Genomic DNA, 21369 nt, shown 5'->3' with positions numbered 1-21369 from the left:
GAGGAGGAATGCCCGCCGGCCTGGTGCATCCCCCCGCGGGCGCACCAAATCGACGGGGTGAGTGTCACGGCTTCGGCGGGCGCGGTCATTTGACCGCGGTCCAAATACAACTACGCGCGCGCGCGGAAGAGTGGCGCTCCCAAGACAGGAGTACCGCGATGGAATCTCAACAGAGCACGGGCGTGGCTTCTCCTCGCCTCACGTCCGACGACATCGAGCGCGCGATCCGCAGCGAGTTCTACTTCACCGCCGCCGATGGCGTGCTTGGCGAATCTGAAATGGGCACCAAGCCTGCCGACTGGACGTGCTGGTCCTGGACAACCATGCACGGGTGGTCGGCGTGAACCACGGCAGCATCAGTTCGGCCAACCACAGTGCCGAACTGGGACGGAAGTACGCCCGCGAGGATGCCGTTCGCCAGGCTTGGGAGCTTCTTGGCTTCCGCCTGCGTGATTGGCTGCATGCGCAGCCGGGGACGTTCTGACCTGGTCGAAACGAAAGGGCCGCTTGAGGGCGGCCCTTGTTCAGTTGCTGACTTGTACCGCAGTCAAGCGCGATAGGCTTTCCCGGTATTCCAGCGCCTCCGGAATGTCTTGGAACTGGAGCAATTCGCCCGCCAGCTCAGCAAGATGCGCCTTTGCCTCCAGCGGAGTGGCGCGAAAGAACTCGCGGCGGAAGTTCACCTGATTGACTCGCCGGGCTGCCAGCCGCTGATGCATCGTGGTTTCGATGCCTACCGCGTCCTTAGAGAAGAACAACGCATGCACGTCGAAATTGAACGGAACTGAGGCATCGCTCAATTCACGGATTCGATCCAAAGGGTCGAGTCGGCGTGTCATCCCGATCTTGACCATCTCCTCGCCGAAGGAGCCGAGGTTGGAGATGACGTACACGTAGCCGGCACGGATGTTGGCGGCGCGGTAGTCCACGTCTTCGATTGCGCGCTGAACATCCACCAACTGCTCGCGAAGCCGCGCAGCGCCTTCTTCGTCGCCCTTCCTGACAAGCGCTTCCAGCGCGTTCGCATAGTGCTGACGCTCCTTCTCCAGCCGCGCGCGCTCACGTTCCATTTCCTGCTGCGCCTTTCGCTCTTCGCGGAGGCGCTCACGCTCGGCCCGCTCGGCCTCTTTTTCCGCGGCGACCTTGTGGACAAAGTCCGCGGTCAGCTCCAGCTCCTGTACACGCAGGCGCAGGTAGCGGTCCGATATACGGATGTGCATGGTCTTCCCCAGGCGCGCGATGGTTTCAGCCACCTTACTCAAGCGCTCCACCGCAGCATCCAGCCGGTGGGGCTTCAGCCCCCTGACCAGGTTGTCGGCCTCCGCGTTGAAGGCGCGCAGCATCAGCTTGGAGAAGTCATTGACCATCTTCCGGCCCTGAGCCTCGGAACCGTTGACCGTCCAAGAGGTGGCGGCGAGGACCGCGCCGCCGTCCTTCCGCGCCATCGACTTGATGTGCTCTTCAATGTTTGCCAACTCGGCCTGATATGCCACCGCATCCGTCAGCGGATGCCGGTAACGGTAGATGCCGGCCTCTTGGAGCAGGGCAAGCTCTTCGGTCTCTACGATCGTTTTCTTTACTTCTACCAGCTGCGCGCGTGCGGTAGCGACGGCAGCATCAGCATCTCCCCGCTCCTTCGCGCAGGCGGCGGTCAACTGCACCAACTCATGCTGCAGTTGAGATCGCTGGGCTTCCAACTCCAGAACCGAGAGCATGCCGAGCTTGGTCATCTGCTCTTTGAGCCGCTGCTGCTCGTCTTCTAACTTCTTGACTGTGCTGAGCAGCTCGCGTGCGTACTTCCGTGCGCCGAAAAATGGGATATGGTCACTACTCATTTCACTCCCCTAGAGCAATGTCGCGAGGTCTTCATTCGCTGGCCCACGCGGCCCAGCGGTGCGGACTGTGCGGCCGTCAATCGAGCCAAGCGCAGCATCGTTGCCGCCTTGGATCTCGATCAGCGTGGAAGTCGGCACATCTTCATTGACGTCGCGGCAGACCTTCACGCACGGCCGCTTCCACACGGCAACACGATCGGGTCGCTCGCCGCCGACCTCGGCGAAACAGCGCTGGCCGATGGCGTAGTACTCGCCGGGCACGTGTTCCAGGCGATCGTCCATGACGAACTTCAACAGGCTGGCTTTCGGCGCATCCTCCACATCCACGCTGACCAGCGTCCAGTCGTCGCGGTACTTCTCCAGCCCAGGGCACGCGGCCATCAGCGCGTCCAGAACCGTGCGCTGCGCGTCATCCAGGCCAGCAGTGTCGATCCGCTCCCCGACGATCCATCCCTCAGCTTCCGGCTGTTGCTCGGGCTCGGCAGTGCAACCGCATAGCGCCGCCGCAAGCACAGCAGCAGTGATCCATACACGCATACATTCCCCCTGAATATCAGCTCTTCCGGTGACCTTTCTTCGCATCGCCTGGAGCGACAGCGGCCGCGCCTATCGCGGCGGCGGTTGCCAGTATCGCCGTACGCCCCTGCGCATCTGCATTCCTGAAATTCTGCAGCAGCATCCGCTCCTCCGGCGACAGCTCGGCCACGAGCGTCTCGAATACCGCTTGCTGGACCTCGTAGCGGGCATCCGCCTCCTTCACATTGCCCGCGACCCTGGTCGCCTTGCTGATGGCTGCAAGGCGGCGCTCCAGCTCGTCGCTTTGCCCGGTCAACACGTATTTCACGTCGAGCCTCAGCTCAGGCCTGTCGGCGGCCAAGGCCTTCACCTTGTCCTCCGGGAACGCTTTGCGGCCCTTGCGCGCAGAAAAAGCGGCCTTGGTCATGCCAAGGATCTCTGCCACGTCCTGGTCTTCCGTAACCCGGAGAGCCTGCTTCAGCCGCAGCAGCTGTTGGTTGAAATCGCGCACGAAGAAACCTGTTGACTCAGTCAATAAAAGTTGATTAGATTGTTCCGTCGGTGGAAACAGCCGCTCAACACAACCGGAACAAGAGGATACAGGCAAATGAAAGCCCCCCAACCTGGGTTGGATCTGCTGCTGGCGGTGAAGGCCGGGTTCGTCCGCCAAGGCACCACGATGACGCGCTGGGCCAAGGACAACGACACCCACGTCAGCAACGTGCGCAACGCTCTGATCGGCACATGGAACGGCCCCCGCGGCCAGGCCATGCGGACCAAGATCGTCAGGGCCGCCGGCGTGAGGGACGCTGTATGACCCCGCTCAACAGCCCCCTGCCGACCAACTGGTCGGCCCGCCTTTCCCGCCAGTACACCGCCTGGGGCGCGCTGCATACCGCCCGCCGCATGCGCGATGGCTTCGCCGCCGGCACGCGCGAGCGGGCCGAGTGGGACTTCATCTGCACCGCCTGCCTGCGCGAGTCCAACCGCCTGGACCGGATTGCCGCGCGCCAACGCCGCAAGGCCGACCGCGAGGCCGAGGCCCACAACGCCGCCATGCATGCCCGGCTCGACTGGCTCAATGAGCAGGGCATCGACCCGGCGGACTGGCTGAGCGGGGCCGCCCGATGAGCGCCGCCTTCGACTGCTTCTCCCGCGTACGCGGCATCTACCACCGCCGCTTCCGTCCCGGCATGGCCGAGTGCGAGCGCCGGATCATCGACGCCTGGTACGACCTGTGCCGCGCGACCGAGCGCGACGGCGCCGACTCCACCGCCGCCCGGATCTACGCCCAGCGCCTGCACGACATGGGCGTGTTCCGCCGCCGGGCGATGCTGCAGGGGCGTGAGGCATGAGCGCTTCCAACCAGCCCACCCGCCGCACCCTGCGCCTGCTGTTCGCCCTGCAGGGCCACACCTTCGAGGGCCTGCGGCTCAAGCAACTGGCCGATGCCGTGCAGGCCAGCCCCTCCACCGTACTGCGCGACCTGGAAGTGCTGGCCGACGAGGGCATCGCCGAGCGCATCCCCGGCCGCGACGAGTACTGGCGGCTTTCCCCCCGACTGATCCAGCTGGCCCGCGCCCACGAACAGGAAATGGCGCGCGTGCGCCAGCGTCTGGACGAGACGGATCAGCGCTACTCCCGCAACCCCAACTGACGAGGAACCGAAGCAATGGCATCGAACAAGACCGCCGGGCGCAAGACACTGGCACCGGCAGAACAGGCAGGCCCGGAGTACATCGGCAAGACGCCGGCCGACGAGGCGCAGCAGATCGAGGCGCTGCGCACGCACCAGCTGGAATTGGTGGAGAAGTTCGGCGATGGCTTGCCCTGGCAGCCCGAACACTACGAGGCTGCGATCCGCAGCGAGCTGCATCGTGGCTGCGAGGCATTTCTGCGCGCTGGCCGCTACTTGTTGGTGGCGCGCGAATGCGCGCTGCGCGGAGAGTGGAGCGGCATGCTGCAGCGGCTGGGCATGGAACCGCGCCAAGCGCAACGCATGATGGAGGCGGCGCGACGCGTTGCCATGCTTCCAAATGCGTCGACGTCGACGCATTTGGTCGCCGCCGTGAACAACGAGAGCAAGTTGATCGAGCTGCTCTCGCTGCCGGAAGATCAGTTCGCGGAACTGGCTGAAGTCGGTGAAACGGGCGATCTCGCCCTGGACGACATCGTCACCATGTCGGTGCGTGAGCTGCGCGAACAGATCCGCGAACTGCGCGCAGACGTGGATGCAAAAGACCAGCGCATCAGCAAGTTGAGCGACGATCTCAACAAGGAACATGAGAAGGTCTCCAAGGCCAATCGGCGTTGGAAGGCGGCCGACCCGGATCAGCAGCTCATCATCCTCAAGCAGTCCGTGACCGAAGCCGAGCAGGCGGTTCTCTTGGTCCTCGGCAGCGACAAGACCGGCCTGCGCGCAGCCTTCCGCGCATTGGCCGCACACGCCTCCGACAACGACCAGGACAACGATGCCGCCATCTACCTGAGCGATGTCATCGGCCGCCTGCTCACCGCGGTGCGCATGGTCCGCGACGACGAGGAGCTGCCGATCTCTATCCCCCTCGTCAACGACGGCGCGGAGGGCTGAGCATGTCGGCCGAAACGCTCATCAACGCGGCCGCCAGCGAACTGCTGGCCGCGCCGCACGGCAGCAAGGGGCGCATTGCCGCGCAGCTGGCCGAGCAGATGGGATGCTCGGTCCAGACGGCCTACCGCCGCCTCGGCGCGGTGATGGCCACGCTCAAGCCGCGCAAGCGGCGCTCGGATGCCGGCGATCTCTCGCTCAGCCGCGAGGAGGCCGCAACGATCGCCGCGCTGGTGGAGGAGACGCGCCGGCTCACCGGCACCGGCACGCTGCCGGTGGAGGATGCTGTGGACATCCTGCGCGCCAACAACCGGATCGAGGCATGCCGCGTGGACAAGTCCACCGGCGAGTGGCGCCCGCTCAGCACTTCGGCGATCTGCCGGTCCATCCGCCACTACGGCTTCCACCGCGACCAGCTGGCCGCGCCGTCGCCGGCGGCGCGGCTGTCAAGCCCGCATCCCAACCATCTGTGGCAGATCGATGCGTCGGTGAGCCGGCAGTTCTACCTTGCCGACGATGGCGCGCACGTGATGGACAAGCGCGAGTTCTACCGCGGCAAGCCGGGCAACTTCACCAAGATCGCCGAACGGCGCCTGTGGCGCTACGCCATCACCGACCACGCCAGCGGCTGCATCGAGCTGTTCTATGTGCTGAGCGCCGAGAGCAGCGCCAACCTGCTCTCGGCGCTGATCCACGCGATGACGCAGCGGCCGGACGGCACCATGCACGGCATCCCCAAGCTGCTGATGATGGACCCCGGCAGCGCGGTCACCGCCGGCACCACGCGCAACTTCGTGGCCGCCTGCGGCATCGAGCTGATCGTCAACGAGGTGGGCAACGCTCGCGCCAAGGGCCAGGTGGAGAACGCCAACTACCTGATCGAGACCCACTTCGAGGCCGCGCTGAAGACGCGCGCGCCGGTGACCAGCCTGGAGGAGATCAACACCCTGGCGCAGCAGTGGGCGCGCGCCTACAACGCCACCCGCATCCATACGCGCACCGGCGTGACGCGCCGCGACGGTTGGCTGCGCATCACCCCGGCGCAGCTGGTGCTGGCGCCGGCGGTGGACGTGCTGCGGCAGCTGGCTACCAGCGCGCCCAAGCCCTGCACGGTGCGCGACTGCATGGTGCGCTTCCGCGGCAAGGTGTACGACGTGCGCGGCGTGCCCGGCCTGGTCAACGGCCAGCGCGTGGCCGTGGTTGCCAACGCCCTGGACCCGGACGGCAGCGTACGCGTGCTGATGCCGGGCGAGCAGGACAGCGCGCCGGTGCATTACATCGCCCCGCGCGTGGGCGCCGACGAGTGGGGTTTCCTCGCCGGCGCCGCCCAGGTGGGCAGCGAGTACAAGGCCATGCCGGAGACGCCGGCCGACGCGGCGCGAAAGGAGCTGGAGCGGCTGTCGATGGCAGTGCAGACCGACGCCGATGCCGCGGCGGCGCGCAAGGCCAAGCGCCTGGCGTTCGGCGGCGACCTGGACCCGATGAAGCACCTGCGCGAAGCCGATATCGCACCCAGCCTGCCGCGTGCCGGCACCGCCTCGCGCGTGGAAGCGCCGGAGGTGGTGGCCGCCCAGCGCATCGAGCCGGCGCCGGTGCGCGCGGAGATCCCGCCGCTCAACCACGTCGAGGCGGCGATGCGGCTCAAGCCGCTGGTGGAGCGTGCGGGCGCGGCCTGGACGGCGGCCATGTACGCGCGCACGGCGCAGCACTGGCCGGAGGGCATGCCGGTGGACCAGGTGGAAGCGTGGGCGGCGGTGCTGGCTACGCCGGAGCGTGGCGGCCTGCGCGTGATTGGCGGGGGTGCGGCATGAGCACTTCCCTCGAAGACATCAAGCGCGCGGCTAAGAAGATCCAGGCGCGCGACGGGTATGGCTACTGCCAGGCGCTGGAGATCGCGGCGCGCAACGCGGGGTTCCGGACATATGCCGCCGCGAAGGTGGCCCTACAGAGGGCGGGCAAATGACGAAGCGCTACGAACCCACACCCGAGCAGCGCGCCGCGATGGACCGTGCCAAGCGCCCCCAGGTCCACCCGTATCGCACCTGGCAGGGCATGCCGGGCGAGGCGGAAAAGGCCAAGGCCGAGCAGGTGGTGCCGTTCAACACCAGGCTGGTGCGCGCATGACCCTGCGCCTGAAATCCATCCTTGCGAGCGCCGGCATCAAGCAAGGCGCCCTGGCCGCGGCTGTCGGCCTGAGCCGGCCTGCGCTCAACGGCCTGATCAACCACAACGTGCTGCCCACCGGCTCCGACCGGCTGGAGCTGGAAATCGCCATCACGCGCTACCTGCGCGACCACCACGCCGACCACACCACGTGGACCCGGAAAGAGGAGCCGCCGCGCGCCAACGCGGCGGCCCCGGATTCCCCGCAAGACCCCGCTATCAACGATATCTCAGACGAGGAACTGCAGATGCTACTACGCAAGCAATCCCTGACGCCGCAGGCGCGGCGCCACTTCGGCCTGACGGCCGACCCCTTCGCCGAGCCGACCTCGGCCGAGGAAGTCTTCCTGTCGCCGGACATCCGCTACGTGCGCGAGAGCATGTACCAGGTCGCGCGCCACGGCGGCTTCCTGGCCGTGATCGGCGAGAGCGGCGCCGGCAAGTCCACGCTGCGCGAGGAACTGGTGGACCGCATCCACCGCGAAGAGCAGGCGGTCATCGTGGTCGAGCCCTACGTGCTTGCCAGCGAGGGCACCGACTCCGTCGGCAAGAGCCTGCGCAGCCAGCACATCGCCGAAGCCATCATGGCCACCGTCGCACCACTGGCGAAGACCAAGAGCAGCCCGGAGGCGCGCTTCCGGCAGCTGCACGAGGCGCTGCGCGACAGCGCTCGCGCCGGTCACGCGCACGTGCTGGTGATCGAGGAGGCGCACAGCCTGCCGCTGCCCACGCTCAAGCACCTCAAGCGCTTCCGCGAGTTGAAGGACGGCCTGCGCCCGCTGCTGTCGGTGATCCTGATCGGCCAGCCCGAGCTGCAGGTCAAGCTCTCCGAGCACAACCCTGAAGTGCGCGAGGTGGTGCAGCGCATCGAGATCGTCAACCTGCCGGCGCTCAACGCCGACCTGGAAGGCTACCTGGCACACCGCTTCAAGCGCGCCGGCGTGCCGCTGGACAAGGTGCTGTCCCGCGATGCCGTGGACGCGCTGCGCACCAAGCTCACGCCCACGCGCGCCGGCGGCACGCTGCTGTACCCGCTCGCGGTGCAGAACGCGCTCACCGCGGCGATGAACCGCGCCGCCGACCTGGGCGTGCCGGCGGTCAGCGCCGATGTCGTGCGGGGGGTGTGAGATGCCGATCTTCACCGAGGGTTGGCCTGCCATCGAGGGCATGGTGCTCAAGCCGGAGCGCAGTGGCAGCTGGCCGATGGTAACGCAGGCAGTGCTGGTTCCGTTCAAGGTCCAGAACGAGCCCGTGCCGGAACTGGACACGCTGCAGGTCGTGATCGTGCCGCGTGCGAATTGGGAGCGCCTGATCGCGCATGTACCTCCCGCCGTCCTGGCCCGCGAGGGGGTCCAGCATGGCTGACCGCACCGCCACGCCCGAGGGTCTGCAGTACCTGCGCGGCTTCGCCCACGGCCTGATGCGCCAGGCCGAGCTGCCGCACCGCGAGGTGACCGTGATGCACCGCGACTTGTTCAAGCGTGCCGGCATCGCCTGGCGCGACGGGCAGGCGATGGATGCGCTGCTCGGCTCGCTCGACTACCAACAGCTGCGCGCGCTCATCGATGAGCTGCGCGACGACGACCTGGAGGACTGACATGGACAAGCTCTGCACCTCGCCGCTCACCGCTATCGAGCAGGCCCGCCTGCTCGGCCTGCTGGACGCGCTTACCGGCTACCTGGGCGCACCCGGAAACTGGGGCTATGGCACGCGCCTGGGCAAGTTTGCCGGTGACGCGCTCGACGTGCGCCGCGCTGTTGCCACTGTGCATGTCGAGGAGGACCGCTGACATGGCAGCTCCTTCGCTCAAGCGCTGCAAGGGCATCGCGCGCAACCGCCGCGAGCACACGGCACGGCCGAAGCATCGGCCGCATCTCGGAACCGTTGGCACTCTCCGGCCGAACGGCCCACCGCGCATCGCCGTTTATATCGGCAGGGTGTGCCACAGCAAGAGCGGGCGCATGTACGAGGTGTCGCTCGACGACGATCGCCAGCCGGTGGTCACCTCCTGCACCACGTGGTCGGACTGGACGATCAGTTGGGACGAGCTGATCGACCTGGCCGTCGCCGCCGGCATCGACAGGGAGGGCGACTGACATGCAGCTGGCCCTGCTGCCGCAAGAGCTTTCCCCGGAGACGGTGCTCGCGCAGCTGCAGGGCCGCCGCGGCGCCGCCAACGGCATCACCGCGCGCGACCTGGTCTACGTCATCACCCACCGCATCAACGCCGCCGACGAGCGCCGGCTGCGCCAGATCATCGAGAAGCTGCGCCGCGATGGTCACCCCATTTGCGCTCATCCGGCCTTCGGCTACCACTTCGCCGCCGACGCCAGCGAGCTGGACCGCACCTGCAGCTTTCTGCTCGGCCGCGCAATGACCTCGCTGGAGCAGGTCGGCGCGATGCGGCGCGTGGCGATGCCGGACCTGTACGGACAACTCGGGCTGCAACCGCCCACCAAAGACGAGGATTCCCGCAATGACTGACCCGAAGAAATCCGAAGTGCTGTTCACCGCCGCCACCGCTGCCCAGCAGCTGGAACAGGCCGGCATCCAGGTGATCGCGCACTACAGCAACGGCCGCAGGGCGGTGCTGATCATCGACCGCCCGCCGCCGCTGGTGCGGGGCGTGCTGCGCCGGCGCCAGCCCAACGGCCGCGGCGGCATCGAGCGCGTGCTCGCCGCCGAGTACGAGGGCCTGCAGATCGAGTGGAGCACCCACGAAGACGGCGTGGCGATCGCGCCGCGGGAGGTGGCCCATGTCCACTGACCTGGGCAGGTTCCTGGTGGTGCCGCAGGAGTGGGTGGGCGGCGAAGGCTACGCCGACCAGGAGGAGGCATTGGGCGCGGCCGCACTGCGCACGCGCGCAGATCGCAAGCATCGCGCGGTGGTGCGCGTCATCGCCCAGGTCGAGCCGGACCCGGCGCCGGCGGTGGTGGTCACACGCTTCGGCGCCGAGGCCGGCGACGGCGAGGTGCGGTCATGAGCAGCACCGTCGCGGATCTCAACCGCAGCGCGCAGGCGTCGATCGCGCAGGTGCTTGCCGATGGCGCGTTGCTCGACTCGGCCACGCTGATCGACCGCGTGATGGCGCTCGGCTACCGCCACCGGCCCTATGTCGCCGGCATCGTTTCCAAGGCGTTCCTGGTCGGCATGATCGAGCGCGTGGGCCTGGGCCGGCCGTACCGCTACCGGCTGGCGCCAGGTTGGGCCGGCGACCTGGCTGCGCCGGCTTCGCAGCGGTCGGCACCGCGCGAGCGCGTGCTCAACGAGCCGCGCACGCGCGACATGACGCAGGCCACGGCCTATGCCGGCCCGGCGTTCGACCTCGGCCCGCTGGTGCCGGACCTGGGCACCGTCTGCGAATCGCAGGAGGAGCGCGAGGGCGAGCTGCCGCCGATGGTCGGGGCGCGCCTGCGCGACTCCCTGGACGCGCAGTTCGCACGCATGTTCGGCGAGGACTGGCGGCCATGAGGCCGAACGGTCGCCCTCGCAACGATCGCCTGCGCGCCATGCGCTTCGCGCTGTGGGCGCAGCACCAGCCTACCGCCGGCATCACGCCGCAGATGATCTCCGGGCTGTTCGGCATCTCCCTCGAATCTGCGCGGCTGTGGCGCACCGACTGGCTCGCCGCGGCCAGCCCCCTCGAAATCGAAAACGTTCCCGCGGTGCTCAACGTCCGCGCCGGCGGCAACCGGCGCGACCCCAACCAAGGAAATACCCCATGAACGCAATCCCCAAGGGCTACCTGGAAGACCGCAACGGCCACCTGGTACCCGAATCCCAGCTCAAGCCGATCGACCGCGCCCGCGACGAGCTGGTGATCGAGAAGATCACCCGCGCCCTGGCGCTGCGCAACCTGCTGCGCGAGTTCAAGCGCGGCGTGTTCAACGACATCGCCGCCTTCGTCCAGCTCAGCGCCGAGCAGTACGGCGCCCGCATCGGCGGCGACAAGGGCAACGTCACGCTGTTCTCGTTCGATGGCCGCTACAAGATCATCCGCGCCATCCAGGACACCATCGCCTTCGACGAGCGCCTGCAGGCGGCCAAGGCGCTGATCGACGAGTGCGTGAGCGACTGGACCGAGGGCGTGCGCATGGAGCCGCGCGCGATCATCAACAACGCCTTCCGCCTGGACAAGTCCGGCAACATCCGCACCGAAGCGGTGCTGGAACTGCGCAAGCTCGACTTCGACGACCCGCGCTGGCTTGAGGCGATGGAGGCGATCAGCGATGCGGTGACGGTGGTCGGCAGCAAGACCTACGTGCGCTTCTACGAGCGCGACGAGCGCGGCCAGTACCAGCCGATCTCGCTTGATGTGGCGGGGGTGTGAGATGGGCGAGATCAAGCTCAACCTGAAGGACTCCATGCGCATCCTCAACAACGAGGATGCCGCGCCCGACGCGCGCGTCATCGCCGCGTTTGCTGTCGCCTTTCTTGAGACCTTCAAGCACGCCGACGAGATCAATCCCGAAACGCGAGCCATCGTCCGCAAGCTGATGCACATGTCCCTTCAAGAGATCTACGACACAGAGGAGCAGTGAGATGGACAAGACCCTTCTTCAACGCCACCTGGACTACATGGCCCGCTACAAGGGCCACCGCCAGCCGCTGGTGACGCCGTGCTGCCAGTTCGACCTGGTCGTGTCGGCGCCGACCGACGCCGGCAATCAATGGGACAGCCTGGTGGAGTGCCCCAACTGCGGAGAGCTGTTCATGAAGATCGTCACCAGCACCGAAGCGCGCGGGCTGCTGCTTCAAGGAGCCGCGCATGCGAAGGAGACCCACCATGTTCTTCCGTAACCTGACCCTGTTCCGCTTCCCCACCGCCATCGACTTCTCTGCCATCGACGGCCGACTCGTCGAAGAGCGCCTACGCCCGGTCGGCCCGCTGGAGATGACCTCGCGCGGCTTCATCTCCCCGTTCGGCCGCGACGAGCAGGAGGTGCTCAGCCACCGCATCGGCGAGTTCCTGTGGCTGACCGTGGGCGGGGAGGACAAGATCCTGCCCGGCTCGGTGGTCAACGACCTGCTGGCGCGCAAGCTGGCCGAGATCGAGGAGAAGGAAGGCCGCAAGCCCGGCGGCAAGGCGCGCAAGCGGCTCAAGGACGACCTGGTGCATGAGCTGCTGCCGCGCGCCTTCGTCAAGTCCTCGCGCACCGATGCCATGCTCGACCTGCAGCACGGCTACGTGGCCGTGGACACCTCCAGCCGCAAGAGCGGCGAGAACGTGATGAGCGAGATCCGCGGCGCGCTGGGCAGCTTCCCGGCGCTGCCGCTCAACGCCGAGGTCGCGCCGCGCTCGATCCTCACCGGCTGGATCGCCGGCGAGCCGCTGCCCGAGGGCCTGTCGCTGGGCGAGGAGGCCGAGCTGCAAGATCCCTGCGAAGGCGGCGGCAACGTCAAGGTCACCGACCTCGAGCTGCGCAGCGACGAGATCGACAAGCACCTGGAGGCTGGCAAGCAGGTCACCAAGCTGGCCTTGAACCTGGATGGCCACGTCTCCTTCGTACTCGGCGACGACCTGGTGATCCGCAAGCTCAAGTTCCTCGACGGCGCCCTCGACCAGCTCGAGAACAGCGACCAGGACGGCGTGCGCGCCGAGCTGGACGCGCGCTTCGCGCTGATGAGCGGCGAGGTGCGGCGGCTGTTCCTGGTGCTGGAAGATGCGCTGAAGATCTCCAAGGTGGAGGACTGACCGTGGCGAAGTCGCGCGGCATCCTGCCCCCTCGTCGCCGGTGGACGGCGGACGAGGACGAGACGCTCCGCATCAACTTCCCGATGTGGCCGGCGTTCCTGATCGCGCACCTTGTCGGCCACAGCGAAACTTCGGTGTACCAGCGCGCCAGGCGCCTGGGCGTCGAGAAGCATCCGGATCACTGGCGCAACCCGATGGCCCACCTGTGGATGGGCAGCCAGCATCCGAACTCGATCGCAGCGCGGTTCAAGCCTGGCCTGGTGCCTGCCAACAAGGGCTTGCACCGTCCGGGCTGGGCGCCGGGCCGCATGGCCGAGACGCAGTTTCGAAAGGGCCGGCGGCCGGAGGAGGCGCATAACTACGTCCCGATCGGCACCGAGAAGATCGACCCGAAGCGTGGCGTGCTCATGCGCAAGATCACCGACGATCCGACGGTCTTCCCGGTGCAGCGGTGGCAGCCTGTCCACGTGCTGGTGTGGGAGGCCGTGCATGGCCCCGTGCCCGAGGGCCACATCGTCCGCTTCCGCGACGGCACGAAGACGTTCGACGCGGTGACGATCACCGCCGACAAGCTGGAGTTGGTCTCGCTGGCCGAGAACATGCGCCGAAACACCATCCACAACTACCCCGAAGAGCTGAAGAAGGTCATGCAGCTTCGTGGCGTGCTCAACCGCCGCATCAACCGTATGTCCAGGACGAGGACCGCACCATGAAGAACAAGATTGAGGATCTGCGCGATCACCTGTTCGAGGTGATCGAGGCGCTGAAGGACAAGGACGACCCGATGGACCTTGAGCGGGCCAAGACCGTCTCCACCGTCGCCCAGACCATCATCAACAGCGCCAAGGTCGAGATCGACGCCATGCGCGCGCTCGATGCCAACGGCCTGGCCACCGACTTCATCCCCGTCGAGAAGCGTGGCGTAAGCCCGTTGCTGCCGCCGCCGCGCCGTGGGAGGGATTGAGTAATGACCGAGAAGTACCGTCCGAGCAACGGCACCGAGGGTGATGGCTTCATCTGCGCCTGGTGCCGTGACTGCCAGCGCAGCGAACACCTGCAGGAGATCGACGATGGCGGACTGGCTCCAGTCGGGTGCCGGATTGCCGATCTGACCATGCTGCACGACGTTGACGATCCGGAATATCCCGCGGAATGGACCTTCGATCAGTTCGGCCTTCTGCAGTGCTCGGCCTATGTCCCCGCGGGCGAGCCGGTACCGCCGTCGCGGTGTTCCCGTACCCAGGACATGTTCCCCGAGACCACACCATGACCCGCTCTCGCAAGCCCCAGGACGGCCGCAAGCGCGTGCTGGCGGCCATCCACGCGGCCTCCAACAAGCTGGGCCTGGCCGACGACGTATACCGCGACCTGGTCGAGCGCGTCTCCCGCGAGCATGGCACCGCGGTGCGCAGCGCCGCCCTGTGCGACCAGCGCCAGCTCGACGCGATCGCCAACGAGCTGCGCCGCCTGGGCGGTATGCCCGCAAAGGCCGCCCAGGCAGCCCGCCAGTGGGCCGGCAAGCCCCGCGGCGCCCTCTCGCCCCAGCTGACAAAGATCGAGGCCCTGCTGGCAGATGCGGGCCGCGAGTGGGCCTATGCGCACTCGATCGCCCGGCGCATCTGCAAGGTCAACCGCCTGGAGTGGTGCAACGAGGACCAGCTCGCGAAGGTGATCGCCGCGATGCAGATCGACGCCAACCGCCGCGCGAAGCGGGAGGCCGCCCCGCAATGAAGCCGATGGAGGCCCGCCGCCACGAGCTGCTGACCGAGGTTGCGGAGTTGATCTCGCAGCAGTTGGTCCGAACGCATGCCGTGTCCGCGGACCTGGCCGAGCTGGTCGGCTCGTCCGTCGCCGACGCCCTGGCCGAGCACTGGGGCGGGCAGATCATCACGTATCCCAAGGATGCGCACTACAAGGCGTCCAAGCGCGAGCATGAGATACTGCTCGCCCACCGCCGCGGCGCGACGTTCGCCAGCTTGGCACGCGAGACAGGGATGACCGAGCGCGGTGTCCGTCGCCTCATCAACCGCGCCCAGGTCCGCGCCAGCGGGCTGGATCAACCAGGTCTATTCGACCAGGACTCTTGATTGCACCACGTGCAATAGCGTTTCATGGCGGTCCGCTCAATTCCGCCTTCTTCCGGGTTCTTCCGGCTAGATATCTCGCCTTCCCCCCCTGATATATCTCACCCCTGCACAAGCACCCCTCCCCAACCCTCCCCTTCGCTGCGCGAAAGGGAGGGGCAAAAATTCCTCCCCCTTGCGCGCGCAGCGCGTAGGGGCGGCGCGAAAGGGAGGGGGGTAGAGCCCGGCCCTGCGCATGCAACGCATTGGGGAGGCCGCAGAGGGAAGGCAGCGATCGCGGCAAGGTCAGTAGAGGCACGGCTTCACCCACCCGCGCCCACGATGGACGTCTCCGTGCCGGCGGTCATCGTCGTCCCCAGCCGCTCGACGAATCCCAGCATCGCCGCCACGGCCACGCTGGCGTCTTCGGCCTCGACGTGTTCGGCCGGGTTGTGGCTGATTCCGCCTTCGCAGCGCACGAACAGCATGGCGGTCGGGCACAGCGCGGTCATCACCATCGCGTCGTGGCCGGCGCCGGAGAGCAGCCGGCGCGGCGCGATGCCCTGCGCGGCGACCGCCTGTTCCAGCAGTTTCGTCAGCGCCGGGTCGCAGGGGCTGGCGCCCAGGTCCTGCACCGGCTCGGCGGCGATCTCCACGCCGCGCTCGCCGGCGATGCGGCGGAAGCGGCGCAGGATCTCGCCGGCGCCGGCGTCGCGCAGGTCGTCGCGGCCGGCGCGCACGTCCAGCGAGAATTCCACCCGCCCGGGAATCACGTTGGTCGCGCCCGGCAGTACCTGCATGCGACCGACCGTGGCGACCAGGTCGCCGCCGGCCTCGCGCGCTGCGGCCTCGACCGCCAGCACGCACGCGGCGGCGGCGGCGAGCGCGTCGTGGCGCAGCGGCATCGGGCAGGTGCCGGCATGCCCGGCGCGGCCGTCCACGCTCACGTTGAAGCGCAGCTGCGCGGCGATGCCGGTGACGATGCCCAGCGGCAGGCCTTCGGCTTCCAGCACCGGGCCCTGCTCGATATGCGCCTCCAGGTAGCCGATCACCGCCGCCGGGTCGCGCGCGGCCGCGCCGATGAGCGCCGCGTCCAGGCCCCAGGCCGCCAGGGCCGCGGCTACCGGGATGCCGTCGCCGTCGACCACGCCGTCCAGCGTCGCCGCATCGAGCGTTCCGGCGAGCGCGCGGCTGGTGAACATCGAGGCCGGGAAGCGCGAGCCTTCCTCGTCGCCGAAGGCGATCACCTCGATCGCGAACGGCAGCCGCCGCGTGGCGCGGTGCAGCGCAGCCACGCACTCGATGCCCAGCATCACCCCGAGCGGGCCGTCGTAGCGGCCGGCGTCGCGCACGCTGTCGATGTGGCTGCCGATCAGCAGCGCCGGCGCATCGGGCCGAGAACCCTCGTAGCGGCCGACCAGGTTGCTGGCCGCATCCATGCGCACGGCCATGCCGGCCTCCTCCATCCAGCCGGCGATGGCCTGCTGGGCGGCGCGGTGTGCAGGGGTGAGCCAGGCGCGGAACAGGCCATCGCCGCTGTCGCTGTACGGTGCGGTGCCGAGAGCGTCGCAGCGGTCGATGACGCGCTGGCCGGCCTGCAGGACGGCGGGAGGGCGGTGCGGCGGCGGTGCGGAAATGGCGTGTGCTTCCATCGGTGACCCCGCGCTTGCGTGGCCGGCGCCGGAGCGCCGCTGCGTCGTGGGTGGGGTGAATGTCGCGATCGACTATACGAATGGCCTCGTGTCGCCATCAAAGTGTTTTTTCGCACATGTATGTTGCGAAAAACGCAACGCAACGCAATGCTCTGGGACGCTCAAGGTGTGGGGGGCACGCCATCGCGCCAACGCGGCCAGTCGGCGAGGATGGTCGCGGCCAGTGCCTTGCCGACCCGGTAGGCGTTGGTGGTGGCCGGCACGAAACCCCCGGACTTGGCGTGCAGCGATTCGGCCACGTCTTGGCCCGGCGCCTCGCGATCGAAGTTGGAGCCGGTGCGCAGCACCGCGACTCGGCGGAAATCGACCCGGCCGGCCTCGGCACCGTGCCTGAGCGCGGTCAGCGTGGCGTTGTCCTCCATCTGCGTGGTGCATACCTGCGCCTTGCCGCCGCTGGCCACCGCGGCCTGCGTCGCCATCGCCGCGGCCAGCGTCGAGCCGTGCCAGTAGGTATCGGACGACAGCGTGTCGCAGATGCTCACCTGCGGCGGCGCGTTGGCCGGTGCCGCAGGGTAGCGGATGCGATAGGCACGCGCCTCGTCGCCATCGAGCAGCGGCGTGGCACGGGTCAGCGCATAGGCGCGCTGCAGCAGCGACTCGTCGAGCCGGTACAGCTCGGTGCCGGTGTCCCAATCGCCCTTCTCGCCCGGCTGCGGTGCGCCCAGCGCCAGGATGCCCGACGGCCAGCCGGCCGGCGCCTGGCGCGGATCGACCGCATAGCTCAGCCCGCCATCGACCACGTAGCGCGCCCAGTGCGCCGAGCCCAGCGTGCCAAAGGCCGGATCGACGCCGCCGATGCCGGCGACCAGCACGTAGCTGCGGCGCAGGTCGAAGCGCTGCGAATGCACCAAGGCGGCGGTGACGCTGGCGGCATTGGCATAGCCCATGTCGGTGGTGAGCAGGCACAGATGCGCATCGTCGGTGCAGTGCACGTCCGGGTAGCGCGGCGCCAGGCCCGGTACCGGCACCGCGCGCGTCAGCGGCTCGTGCTCCAGCCAAGGCCTGGCTTCGCTGTCGAACATGGTGATGACCAGTACCTGGGGCGCGAGCGGCGTGGCGCGGGGAGCGGGGAAGGCGGGCAAAGGCAGGAGGCTACAGAACAGCAGGGCGAGGGCGCGGAATGCGTCACGGCTGTGGGGCATCGGGGAACTCATCGGTGGGGACGTGGGGAATTCCAATGTAGCGACATGCGGACAGGGGGCGGCGCAGAGGTGGTGATGGTGAAGTGGATATCGAATGCACCGATGCAGATCGTGCGTGGCGTCATTAGGGGCGGTGGCTTGCTCCATGCGCAGCTTGGCCCCTGGATCCGCGATATATGGGTCGGGTGATGTGTCGGGGGGGGCGCGGATGCGGTGGGGAAACGTGGTTGGAGGGGGCGGCAACGCAGCGTCCCGTGTCCTGCTCCGTTCATGTCGGTCAGGCATCCCCCTGCCGGGACCTGGTGGCATACTTCGCTTCACCCTGCACTCCCATGGAAGGTGTTGCATGTCCCGAGTCATCGCCATCGTTGGCGACGCCACGGACAGCGGTGGCCGAGTAGTCTCAGGCTCCGCCTTTACCGACATCGATGGCCAACCGGTCGCGCGTGTCGGCGACCAGGCTACTTGTCCCCGGCACAAGGGGGTTTTTGCCATCGTTTCTGGCGATCCGGCCATGATCGTCGATGGCCAACCGGTCGCACGCCATGGCGATGCGCTCGCCTGTGGCTGCAAGCTGCTGGCGGGTCGGCAATCACATGTGTTCGTCGATCCGGGTGGAGGTGGCTCCCCTGACCGGCGAGCCGTTTCCGCTGCCGTCGCCGCCGCTTCCGTACTGGGAGCAATGGTGGCCCGCTTCGACGAGCAACTCCGTTTCGTCAATCCATCGGGAGCGGCCCTGGCCGGGGTGCGCTACGTTTTGAAGCTCGACGACGGAACCGAGGTCGAGGGCACAACCGATGCGCAAGGGCGGACGCAACGCGTGACGACTGAGGTGGCTACCGCTATCGCCCATGCCGAGCTACGTGCCAGGGAGCTAGATTGCTGTGCTGCCCATTCCCGTCTTGGTAGCGATAACGATGCGATTTCTTTCGAGGTGGAAGGCGTCACCACCTCGGCTGTCGGCATTGGCTCTTCGATACGTCAGGTAGCCACACCGGAGGGAGAGTCGCGCGGATTGAATGGCGATGAGATCGCCATGGCGCGCCTGGTCTTCGGCGATGCAGTGGACTACGACAAGGTGCGGATCCACAACGGCGAGTATCTCTGGTTCGGGATGCAGCCGAACGACACTGCGATGACCCCCAGAGGGGGAGATGTACTTCAACAAGAAGCACTTCCGCGAAAGCTACGCCGACCGCACCCAGCCCATGTACCAGACGTGGTTCATGCACGAGATGGTGCATGTGTGGCAATTCCAGCTCGGATATCCAGTCAAGTGGCGCGGCGCGCTGCGAGTGGGGCTGAGCTATGCGTACACCCTGGCGCCGGAGAAGCGCCTGGGCGACTACAACATGGAGGCGCAGGGAGACATCGTGGCGGACTACTTCGCCCTGGAATACCTGAAGAACCCGGGCGTGGTGAGACAGGAAAACTATGCAACGGTGCATGCGCTCCCGCAGTATCGCCAGGTCCTGCAGGAGTTTCTCAAGGATCCATCGAACAAGATCAGCCTGCCATGAGGTTTTCATGAGAGCCCTGTCGGTTTGCTTCCTGCTGTCATTGACCATCGCCGCCATGCTGCAGGCCGGCGATGTTCATGCGCGATCCTCGATGTCGGAACTGGTGGTGAGCGAGAAGGACGGGAAACCCTGCTTCGCCCTGAAGCCCGACCGCGAAACCCGCCGCTACCGCTCGCGGATCGCCTACGTCAACGTCGCCAGCGATCCATCCCCCGGATCGACCGAACCGGCACGGGTCGCCTGGGCATCGACGCTGCCGCCGGCTCCCGGCGAGTACACGCTTGGCGCGGAGGAATGCCTGGCGTATGGCCAGCGGGTGCCGGGCGAGGAGATCGTCACGGCGGCACAGCCGCTGCAGCCGGGGGTTCGCTACACGGTGACCATGAACACGTTCCTGCGCGGCAAGGGCGGTTCGACGAACAGCGGTTACGCGGGACAGTTCTGCCTGGCGCGCGACCGACAGGGGCGTGTCCGCGTGCATGACCTGTGGCATGCGCCGCGCGCTGGGGTCGCTGCCGGCGATGCCTGCCGTCCGTTCTTCCGACAGCCCTGATGCGCGGGTAATCCCACGCGCTTTCCTGTTTGCGGGGGAGGACTGGGCGAAAGCGCCCCCATCCTCCTTTCGGATCAAGTCCGGGACAGGCTCTTCGTGTGCCTTCTACCGCAGGCGGCAGAAGGGTACCGACCAAGTGGTCCCTTCCCCCGCTTGCGGGGGAAGGTGCCGAAGGCGGATGGGGGGCGCCGCAGGCGCCTGGCCGCATCCGCTGATCAGCCGCCGCCGTTGCCGCGGCTGATCAGCAACAGGCCGCGCCCGACCGTCACCTGCTGCGCATCGCCCACGGCAAAGCCGCATTGTTCCAGCCAGCGGCCGGACAGGCGCAGCCTGGGCACGGCGCGGCCGACCACCTGGTCGCCACGGCGCTCGTCGTAGTACTGGTGGCCTGTCGTGCAGCGCTTGGGCGTGCGCGAGCGTGCACGTGGTGCAGGCTATCATCATGCCGGATGTCACGAGTAACGCCTTGGCGGGGGGCGCGATCCCTTTCCTGAGACGCGACTTCATCGCGATGACTGGAATTGGGGCAATCATTAGAAAGACGGAAGTTAACGTGATTACCGTTCTCCCCGCCATTCCAGAGCGGAGAACGCTCCTGGTCGGTGAGCCGATCGGTCAGCAGCAGTTGCATCCTCGTGTTGCTGCGGATACCGGGAGTGCTGATTTCGTTGACCACTGTATCGTTCGACGTATGTTCGAATCCCTAGAAGGAAACATGGGCGACAAGGCGCTGTTCGGGGTTTACTGGCTTGCCTGCTCGGCTCCATATCGCATGAAGGAGGAAGTTGGGACTGACGACCTGGAATTGGATGTCGCTCAGGACTCATTGACGCATGTCCATTTGCGACCGGTCGTTGATCTGACGGCTTTCGTCCGGTGATGGCTTAGAGATAACGATGAACTTGCTCATGTCGAGGGAGTCTTGCTGGAATCTGGGTGGCTCACGGCCCGTGTGGCTCGAATCGGCTTTCGCGTGCGTGGCGGTATTGATTGCCCTGCTGTCCATGCTGCTCCTGCTGTTGTCCAGCCCATGGAGAGGGGGGACAGCCGAGTCCCGGCGCAACGAGGTTCGCACTGCGCTGATATTCCTTGACCGCGTGCTAGAGAAGGCGCCGGTTATCGAACGTACGGTGGTGCTTCCGAGGCGGGGCAGCCGTGTGGTGGCACAGACGGCCGATGCAAGACCAGTCGTCGAGAAGCGCAAGGCGGAAGATGCACTGGGTGAGCCGGCCGTGGCAGGTGGGTCTGCGCAGTTCATCGCTCGGATTCCCGACGATACGAGCATGAGTCCTGACTACCGCCCTCGGATTGTCGGGGGTAGGCAAGACGAGACGCCTTACGAGCAAACCCGGTTCAACGGAAGCTGGACGCCCAACGGTGGTGCAGTACAGCAGACGTGGGCATTTCGCTCCAAGGCTGCGCATCTTCTCCTGTCTGCAACGGGCGCACTCGACCTGCCATGCACCGAGCAGGAGCGGCGCCAGAGAAAGCGAAGATGCGCCGGCGAGCAATACGACTACGCCGACGAGCCGAATTAGCTGCGCCGGATAACCGCAGTGATGCCACGATGTCGATACGGGA

At 67.2% G+C, this 21369-nt stretch carries 39 protein-coding genes and 2 pseudogenes; 34 read left to right on the top strand and 7 right to left on the bottom strand.

Going from position 1 to position 21369, the window contains the following annotated elements; translation table 11 throughout:
• The first annotated feature begins 158 nt into the window (after positions 1-158).
• Both LRX76_RS11805 and LRX76_RS11800 read left to right on the top strand, forming a co-directional pair.
• Positions 159-344: a hypothetical protein gene (locus LRX76_RS11805; RefSeq protein ID WP_231805400.1), complete on the top strand. Its 186-nt coding sequence runs from the start codon at positions 159-161 to the stop codon at positions 342-344.
• A complete protein-coding gene (locus LRX76_RS11800; RefSeq protein WP_231805398.1) occupies positions 341-484 on the top strand; it encodes a Gp49 family protein in 144 nt (47 codons plus the stop codon). Before LRX76_RS11805 ends, LRX76_RS11800 begins: the two co-directional genes overlap by 4 nt.
• A gap of 40 nt (positions 485-524) precedes the next feature.
• Here the strand turns inward: LRX76_RS11800 and LRX76_RS11795 are convergent, their stop codons facing one another.
• The 3 genes from LRX76_RS11795 to LRX76_RS11785 are packed head-to-tail and all read right to left on the bottom strand — an operon-like array spanning position 525 to position 2862.
• Positions 525-1835 carry a DUF4041 domain-containing protein gene (locus LRX76_RS11795; protein ID WP_231805396.1) on the bottom strand — a complete coding sequence of 437 codons (1311 nt, stop codon included), beginning with the start codon at positions 1833-1835 and terminating at the stop codon, positions 525-527.
• A gap of 9 nt (positions 1836-1844) precedes the next feature.
• Positions 1845-2372 carry a hypothetical protein gene (locus LRX76_RS11790; RefSeq protein ID WP_231805394.1) on the bottom strand — a complete coding sequence of 176 codons (528 nt, stop codon included), beginning with the start codon at positions 2370-2372 and terminating at the stop codon, positions 1845-1847.
• Between the two features lie 16 nt (positions 2373-2388).
• Positions 2389-2862, bottom strand: coding sequence for a helix-turn-helix domain-containing protein (locus tag LRX76_RS11785; protein WP_231805392.1), 474 nt, complete (start codon positions 2860-2862; stop codon positions 2389-2391).
• Between the two features lie 96 nt (positions 2863-2958).
• Here LRX76_RS11785 and LRX76_RS11780 point away from each other — a divergent pair, with 96 nt between their 5' ends.
• The 27 genes from LRX76_RS11780 (at position 2959) to LRX76_RS11655 (ending at position 14885) form a co-directional block, all read left to right on the top strand.
• Entirely contained in the window at positions 2959-3168 is a 210-nt protein-coding gene (locus LRX76_RS11780; RefSeq protein ID WP_231805390.1) for a hypothetical protein, read from the top strand.
• Positions 3165-3482, top strand: coding sequence for an aminopeptidase (locus LRX76_RS11775; RefSeq protein WP_231805388.1), 318 nt, complete (start codon positions 3165-3167; stop codon positions 3480-3482). Before LRX76_RS11780 ends, LRX76_RS11775 begins: the two co-directional genes overlap by 4 nt.
• The gene (locus LRX76_RS11770; protein WP_231805386.1) at positions 3479-3706 is read left to right on the top strand and encodes a hypothetical protein; all 228 of its coding nucleotides are present in this window, start codon (positions 3479-3481) and stop codon (positions 3704-3706) included. Before LRX76_RS11775 ends, LRX76_RS11770 begins: the two co-directional genes overlap by 4 nt.
• A complete protein-coding gene (locus tag LRX76_RS11765; protein WP_231805384.1) occupies positions 3703-4008 on the top strand; it encodes a helix-turn-helix domain-containing protein in 306 nt (101 codons plus the stop codon). The genes LRX76_RS11770 and LRX76_RS11765 overlap by 4 nt, the downstream gene beginning before the upstream one ends.
• 15 nt (positions 4009-4023) lie before the next feature.
• Positions 4024-4941 (top strand): hypothetical protein, encoded by a 918-nt coding sequence (locus LRX76_RS11760; protein WP_231805382.1) that lies wholly within the window; start codon positions 4024-4026, stop codon positions 4939-4941.
• Between the two features lie 2 nt (positions 4942-4943).
• Positions 4944-6749, top strand: coding sequence for a hypothetical protein (locus tag LRX76_RS11755; protein WP_231805380.1), 1806 nt, complete (start codon positions 4944-4946; stop codon positions 6747-6749).
• Entirely contained in the window at positions 6746-6901 is a 156-nt protein-coding gene (locus LRX76_RS11750) for a hypothetical protein (protein ID WP_231805378.1), read from the top strand. Before LRX76_RS11755 ends, LRX76_RS11750 begins: the two co-directional genes overlap by 4 nt.
• Positions 6898-7062, top strand: a complete 165-nt coding sequence (locus LRX76_RS11745) for a hypothetical protein (protein ID WP_231805376.1) — start codon at positions 6898-6900, stop codon at positions 7060-7062. The genes LRX76_RS11750 and LRX76_RS11745 overlap by 4 nt, the downstream gene beginning before the upstream one ends.
• Positions 7059-8228 carry an AAA family ATPase gene (locus tag LRX76_RS11740; RefSeq protein WP_231805374.1) on the top strand — a complete coding sequence of 390 codons (1170 nt, stop codon included), beginning with the start codon at positions 7059-7061 and terminating at the stop codon, positions 8226-8228. The genes LRX76_RS11745 and LRX76_RS11740 overlap by 4 nt, the downstream gene beginning before the upstream one ends.
• A gap of 1 nt (position 8229) precedes the next feature.
• Positions 8230-8466: a hypothetical protein gene (locus LRX76_RS11735; RefSeq protein ID WP_231805372.1), complete on the top strand. Its 237-nt coding sequence runs from the start codon at positions 8230-8232 to the stop codon at positions 8464-8466.
• On the top strand, positions 8459-8698 hold the full coding sequence (locus LRX76_RS11730) for a hypothetical protein (RefSeq protein WP_231805370.1): 240 nt from the start codon (positions 8459-8461) through the stop codon (positions 8696-8698). Before LRX76_RS11735 ends, LRX76_RS11730 begins: the two co-directional genes overlap by 8 nt.
• Before the next feature lies 1 nt (position 8699).
• Entirely contained in the window at positions 8700-8891 is a 192-nt protein-coding gene (locus tag LRX76_RS11725) for a hypothetical protein (RefSeq protein WP_231805368.1), read from the top strand.
• A gap of 172 nt (positions 8892-9063) precedes the next feature.
• Positions 9064-9198, top strand: a complete 135-nt coding sequence (locus LRX76_RS18770; RefSeq protein WP_269450850.1) for a hypothetical protein — start codon at positions 9064-9066, stop codon at positions 9196-9198.
• Position 9199: 1 nt separating this feature from the next.
• Positions 9200-9586, top strand: coding sequence for a hypothetical protein (locus LRX76_RS11720; protein WP_231805367.1), 387 nt, complete (start codon positions 9200-9202; stop codon positions 9584-9586).
• A complete protein-coding gene (locus tag LRX76_RS11715; protein WP_231805365.1) occupies positions 9579-9869 on the top strand; it encodes a hypothetical protein in 291 nt (96 codons plus the stop codon). The genes LRX76_RS11720 and LRX76_RS11715 overlap by 8 nt, the downstream gene beginning before the upstream one ends.
• Entirely contained in the window at positions 9859-10086 is a 228-nt protein-coding gene (locus tag LRX76_RS11710) for a hypothetical protein (RefSeq protein WP_231805363.1), read from the top strand. Before LRX76_RS11715 ends, LRX76_RS11710 begins: the two co-directional genes overlap by 11 nt.
• Positions 10083-10574 carry a hypothetical protein gene (locus tag LRX76_RS11705; RefSeq protein WP_231805361.1) on the top strand — a complete coding sequence of 164 codons (492 nt, stop codon included), beginning with the start codon at positions 10083-10085 and terminating at the stop codon, positions 10572-10574. The genes LRX76_RS11710 and LRX76_RS11705 overlap by 4 nt, the downstream gene beginning before the upstream one ends.
• Complete coding sequence (locus LRX76_RS11700) at positions 10571-10828, top strand: hypothetical protein (protein WP_231805359.1); 258 nt, start codon at positions 10571-10573, stop codon at positions 10826-10828. Before LRX76_RS11705 ends, LRX76_RS11700 begins: the two co-directional genes overlap by 4 nt.
• Positions 10825-11433 (top strand): DUF3164 family protein, encoded by a 609-nt coding sequence (locus tag LRX76_RS11695; protein WP_231805357.1) that lies wholly within the window; start codon positions 10825-10827, stop codon positions 11431-11433. The genes LRX76_RS11700 and LRX76_RS11695 overlap by 4 nt, the downstream gene beginning before the upstream one ends.
• Before the next feature lies 1 nt (position 11434).
• Positions 11435-11644 (top strand): hypothetical protein, encoded by a 210-nt coding sequence (locus tag LRX76_RS11690; RefSeq protein ID WP_231805355.1) that lies wholly within the window; start codon positions 11435-11437, stop codon positions 11642-11644.
• 1 nt (position 11645) lies between these two features.
• Positions 11646-11903, top strand: coding sequence for a hypothetical protein (locus LRX76_RS11685; protein WP_231805353.1), 258 nt, complete (start codon positions 11646-11648; stop codon positions 11901-11903).
• Complete coding sequence (locus tag LRX76_RS11680) at positions 11890-12798, top strand: recombination-associated protein RdgC (protein ID WP_231805351.1); 909 nt, start codon at positions 11890-11892, stop codon at positions 12796-12798. Before LRX76_RS11685 ends, LRX76_RS11680 begins: the two co-directional genes overlap by 14 nt.
• Positions 12799-12800: 2 nt before the next feature.
• Entirely contained in the window at positions 12801-13511 is a 711-nt protein-coding gene (locus LRX76_RS11675; protein ID WP_231805349.1) for an HNH endonuclease signature motif containing protein, read from the top strand.
• The gene (locus LRX76_RS11670) at positions 13508-13762 is read left to right on the top strand and encodes a hypothetical protein (RefSeq protein ID WP_231805347.1); all 255 of its coding nucleotides are present in this window, start codon (positions 13508-13510) and stop codon (positions 13760-13762) included. Before LRX76_RS11675 ends, LRX76_RS11670 begins: the two co-directional genes overlap by 4 nt.
• Positions 13763-13765: 3 nt before the next feature.
• Positions 13766-14068: a hypothetical protein gene (locus LRX76_RS11665; RefSeq protein WP_231805345.1), complete on the top strand. Its 303-nt coding sequence runs from the start codon at positions 13766-13768 to the stop codon at positions 14066-14068.
• Positions 14065-14529, top strand: a complete 465-nt coding sequence (locus LRX76_RS11660; protein WP_231805343.1) for a regulatory protein GemA — start codon at positions 14065-14067, stop codon at positions 14527-14529. The genes LRX76_RS11665 and LRX76_RS11660 overlap by 4 nt, the downstream gene beginning before the upstream one ends.
• Complete coding sequence (locus LRX76_RS11655) at positions 14526-14885, top strand: Mor transcription activator family protein (protein WP_231805341.1); 360 nt, start codon at positions 14526-14528, stop codon at positions 14883-14885. Before LRX76_RS11660 ends, LRX76_RS11655 begins: the two co-directional genes overlap by 4 nt.
• 299 nt (positions 14886-15184) lie before the next feature.
• On the opposite strand, the gene LRX76_RS11650 is transcribed toward LRX76_RS11655, so the two are convergent.
• Both LRX76_RS11650 and LRX76_RS11645 read right to left on the bottom strand, forming a co-directional pair.
• Positions 15185-16513, bottom strand: coding sequence for an allantoate amidohydrolase (locus LRX76_RS11650; protein ID WP_269450849.1), 1329 nt, complete (start codon positions 16511-16513; stop codon positions 15185-15187).
• Between the two features lie 161 nt (positions 16514-16674).
• Complete coding sequence (locus tag LRX76_RS11645; RefSeq protein ID WP_269450848.1) at positions 16675-17715, bottom strand: purine nucleoside permease; 1041 nt, start codon at positions 17713-17715, stop codon at positions 16675-16677.
• A 94-nt stretch (positions 17716-17809) separates the two neighbouring features.
• On the opposite strand from LRX76_RS11645, the pseudogene LRX76_RS18820 reads away from it, so the two are divergent.
• Positions 17810-18235, top strand: a pseudogene (locus LRX76_RS18820) (PAAR domain-containing protein); the annotation flags it as partial.
• Positions 18236-18307: 72 nt separating this feature from the next.
• On the opposite strand, the gene LRX76_RS11635 reads toward LRX76_RS18820, so the two are convergent.
• Entirely contained in the window at positions 18308-18568 is a 261-nt protein-coding gene (locus LRX76_RS11635; RefSeq protein ID WP_231805546.1) for a hypothetical protein, read from the bottom strand.
• A 301-nt stretch (positions 18569-18869) separates the two neighbouring features.
• On the opposite strand from LRX76_RS11635, the gene LRX76_RS11630 reads away from it, so the two are divergent.
• Both LRX76_RS11630 and LRX76_RS11625 read left to right on the top strand, forming a co-directional pair.
• On the top strand, positions 18870-19235 hold the full coding sequence (locus tag LRX76_RS11630; protein ID WP_231805544.1) for a hypothetical protein: 366 nt from the start codon (positions 18870-18872) through the stop codon (positions 19233-19235).
• Positions 19236-19242: 7 nt separating this feature from the next.
• Complete coding sequence (locus LRX76_RS11625; RefSeq protein WP_231805337.1) at positions 19243-19788, top strand: hypothetical protein; 546 nt, start codon at positions 19243-19245, stop codon at positions 19786-19788.
• Positions 19789-20003: 215 nt separating this feature from the next.
• Here the strand turns inward: LRX76_RS11625 and LRX76_RS11620 are convergent.
• A pseudogene (locus LRX76_RS11620) lies at positions 20004-20177 on the bottom strand (SymE family type I addiction module toxin); the annotation flags it as partial.
• A 35-nt stretch (positions 20178-20212) separates the two neighbouring features.
• Here LRX76_RS11620 and LRX76_RS11615 point away from each other — a divergent pair.
• Positions 20213-20668 carry a hypothetical protein gene (locus LRX76_RS11615; RefSeq protein WP_231805333.1) on the top strand — a complete coding sequence of 152 codons (456 nt, stop codon included), beginning with the start codon at positions 20213-20215 and terminating at the stop codon, positions 20666-20668.
• Between the two features lie 97 nt (positions 20669-20765).
• Positions 20766-21326, top strand: coding sequence for a hypothetical protein (locus LRX76_RS11610; RefSeq protein WP_231805331.1), 561 nt, complete (start codon positions 20766-20768; stop codon positions 21324-21326).
• Positions 21327-21369 lie beyond the last annotated feature (43 nt).

The sequence above is a fragment of the Stenotrophomonas sp. MMGLT7 genome (assembly GCF_021168555.1).
GTDB lineage: Bacteria > Pseudomonadota > Gammaproteobacteria > Xanthomonadales > Xanthomonadaceae > MMGLT7.
The sequence above is the reverse complement of the archived record's forward strand: the minus strand, read 5'-3'. Positions and strand labels throughout refer to the sequence as shown.

Coding starts and splice junctions, on each gene's coding strand:
- LRX76_RS11630 (WP_231805544.1), top strand. CDS start 18,870: ATGTACTTCAACAAGAAGCACTTCCGCGAAAGCTACGCCGACCGCACC.
- LRX76_RS11805 (WP_231805400.1), top strand. CDS start 159: ATGGAATCTCAACAGAGCACGGGCGTGGCTTCTCCTCGCCTCACGTCC.
- LRX76_RS11760 (WP_231805382.1), top strand. CDS start 4,024: ATGGCATCGAACAAGACCGCCGGGCGCAAGACACTGGCACCGGCAGAA.
- LRX76_RS11795 (WP_231805396.1), bottom strand. CDS start 1,835: ATGAGTAGTGACCATATCCCATTTTTCGGCGCACGGAAGTACGCACGC.
- LRX76_RS11625 (WP_231805337.1), top strand. CDS start 19,243: ATGAGAGCCCTGTCGGTTTGCTTCCTGCTGTCATTGACCATCGCCGCC.
- LRX76_RS11670 (WP_231805347.1), top strand. CDS start 13,508: ATGAAGAACAAGATTGAGGATCTGCGCGATCACCTGTTCGAGGTGATC.
- LRX76_RS11750 (WP_231805378.1), top strand. CDS start 6,746: ATGAGCACTTCCCTCGAAGACATCAAGCGCGCGGCTAAGAAGATCCAG.
- LRX76_RS11690 (WP_231805355.1), top strand. CDS start 11,435: ATGGGCGAGATCAAGCTCAACCTGAAGGACTCCATGCGCATCCTCAAC.
- LRX76_RS11710 (WP_231805363.1), top strand. CDS start 9,859: ATGTCCACTGACCTGGGCAGGTTCCTGGTGGTGCCGCAGGAGTGGGTG.
- LRX76_RS11770 (WP_231805386.1), top strand. CDS start 3,479: ATGAGCGCCGCCTTCGACTGCTTCTCCCGCGTACGCGGCATCTACCAC.
- LRX76_RS11655 (WP_231805341.1), top strand. CDS start 14,526: ATGAAGCCGATGGAGGCCCGCCGCCACGAGCTGCTGACCGAGGTTGCG.
- LRX76_RS18770 (WP_269450850.1), top strand. CDS start 9,064: ATGTACGAGGTGTCGCTCGACGACGATCGCCAGCCGGTGGTCACCTCC.
- LRX76_RS11665 (WP_231805345.1), top strand. CDS start 13,766: ATGACCGAGAAGTACCGTCCGAGCAACGGCACCGAGGGTGATGGCTTC.
- LRX76_RS11765 (WP_231805384.1), top strand. CDS start 3,703: ATGAGCGCTTCCAACCAGCCCACCCGCCGCACCCTGCGCCTGCTGTTC.
- LRX76_RS11720 (WP_231805367.1), top strand. CDS start 9,200: ATGCAGCTGGCCCTGCTGCCGCAAGAGCTTTCCCCGGAGACGGTGCTC.
- LRX76_RS11715 (WP_231805365.1), top strand. CDS start 9,579: ATGACTGACCCGAAGAAATCCGAAGTGCTGTTCACCGCCGCCACCGCT.
- LRX76_RS11745 (WP_231805376.1), top strand. CDS start 6,898: ATGACGAAGCGCTACGAACCCACACCCGAGCAGCGCGCCGCGATGGAC.
- LRX76_RS11725 (WP_231805368.1), top strand. CDS start 8,700: ATGGACAAGCTCTGCACCTCGCCGCTCACCGCTATCGAGCAGGCCCGC.
- LRX76_RS11695 (WP_231805357.1), top strand. CDS start 10,825: ATGAACGCAATCCCCAAGGGCTACCTGGAAGACCGCAACGGCCACCTG.
- LRX76_RS11735 (WP_231805372.1), top strand. CDS start 8,230: ATGCCGATCTTCACCGAGGGTTGGCCTGCCATCGAGGGCATGGTGCTC.
- LRX76_RS11700 (WP_231805359.1), top strand. CDS start 10,571: ATGAGGCCGAACGGTCGCCCTCGCAACGATCGCCTGCGCGCCATGCGC.
- LRX76_RS11685 (WP_231805353.1), top strand. CDS start 11,646: ATGGACAAGACCCTTCTTCAACGCCACCTGGACTACATGGCCCGCTAC.
- LRX76_RS11650 (WP_269450849.1), bottom strand. CDS start 16,513: ATGGAAGCACACGCCATTTCCGCACCGCCGCCGCACCGCCCTCCCGCC.
- LRX76_RS11730 (WP_231805370.1), top strand. CDS start 8,459: ATGGCTGACCGCACCGCCACGCCCGAGGGTCTGCAGTACCTGCGCGGC.
- LRX76_RS11645 (WP_269450848.1), bottom strand. CDS start 17,715: ATGCCCCACAGCCGTGACGCATTCCGCGCCCTCGCCCTGCTGTTCTGT.
- LRX76_RS11660 (WP_231805343.1), top strand. CDS start 14,065: ATGACCCGCTCTCGCAAGCCCCAGGACGGCCGCAAGCGCGTGCTGGCG.
- LRX76_RS11635 (WP_231805546.1), bottom strand. CDS start 18,568: ATGGGCGATAGCGGTAGCCACCTCAGTCGTCACGCGTTGCGTCCGCCC.
- LRX76_RS11755 (WP_231805380.1), top strand. CDS start 4,944: ATGTCGGCCGAAACGCTCATCAACGCGGCCGCCAGCGAACTGCTGGCC.
- LRX76_RS11775 (WP_231805388.1), top strand. CDS start 3,165: ATGACCCCGCTCAACAGCCCCCTGCCGACCAACTGGTCGGCCCGCCTT.
- LRX76_RS11790 (WP_231805394.1), bottom strand. CDS start 2,372: ATGCGTGTATGGATCACTGCTGCTGTGCTTGCGGCGGCGCTATGCGGT.
- LRX76_RS11680 (WP_231805351.1), top strand. CDS start 11,890: ATGTTCTTCCGTAACCTGACCCTGTTCCGCTTCCCCACCGCCATCGAC.
- LRX76_RS11705 (WP_231805361.1), top strand. CDS start 10,083: ATGAGCAGCACCGTCGCGGATCTCAACCGCAGCGCGCAGGCGTCGATC.
- LRX76_RS11740 (WP_231805374.1), top strand. CDS start 7,059: ATGACCCTGCGCCTGAAATCCATCCTTGCGAGCGCCGGCATCAAGCAA.
- LRX76_RS11780 (WP_231805390.1), top strand. CDS start 2,959: ATGAAAGCCCCCCAACCTGGGTTGGATCTGCTGCTGGCGGTGAAGGCC.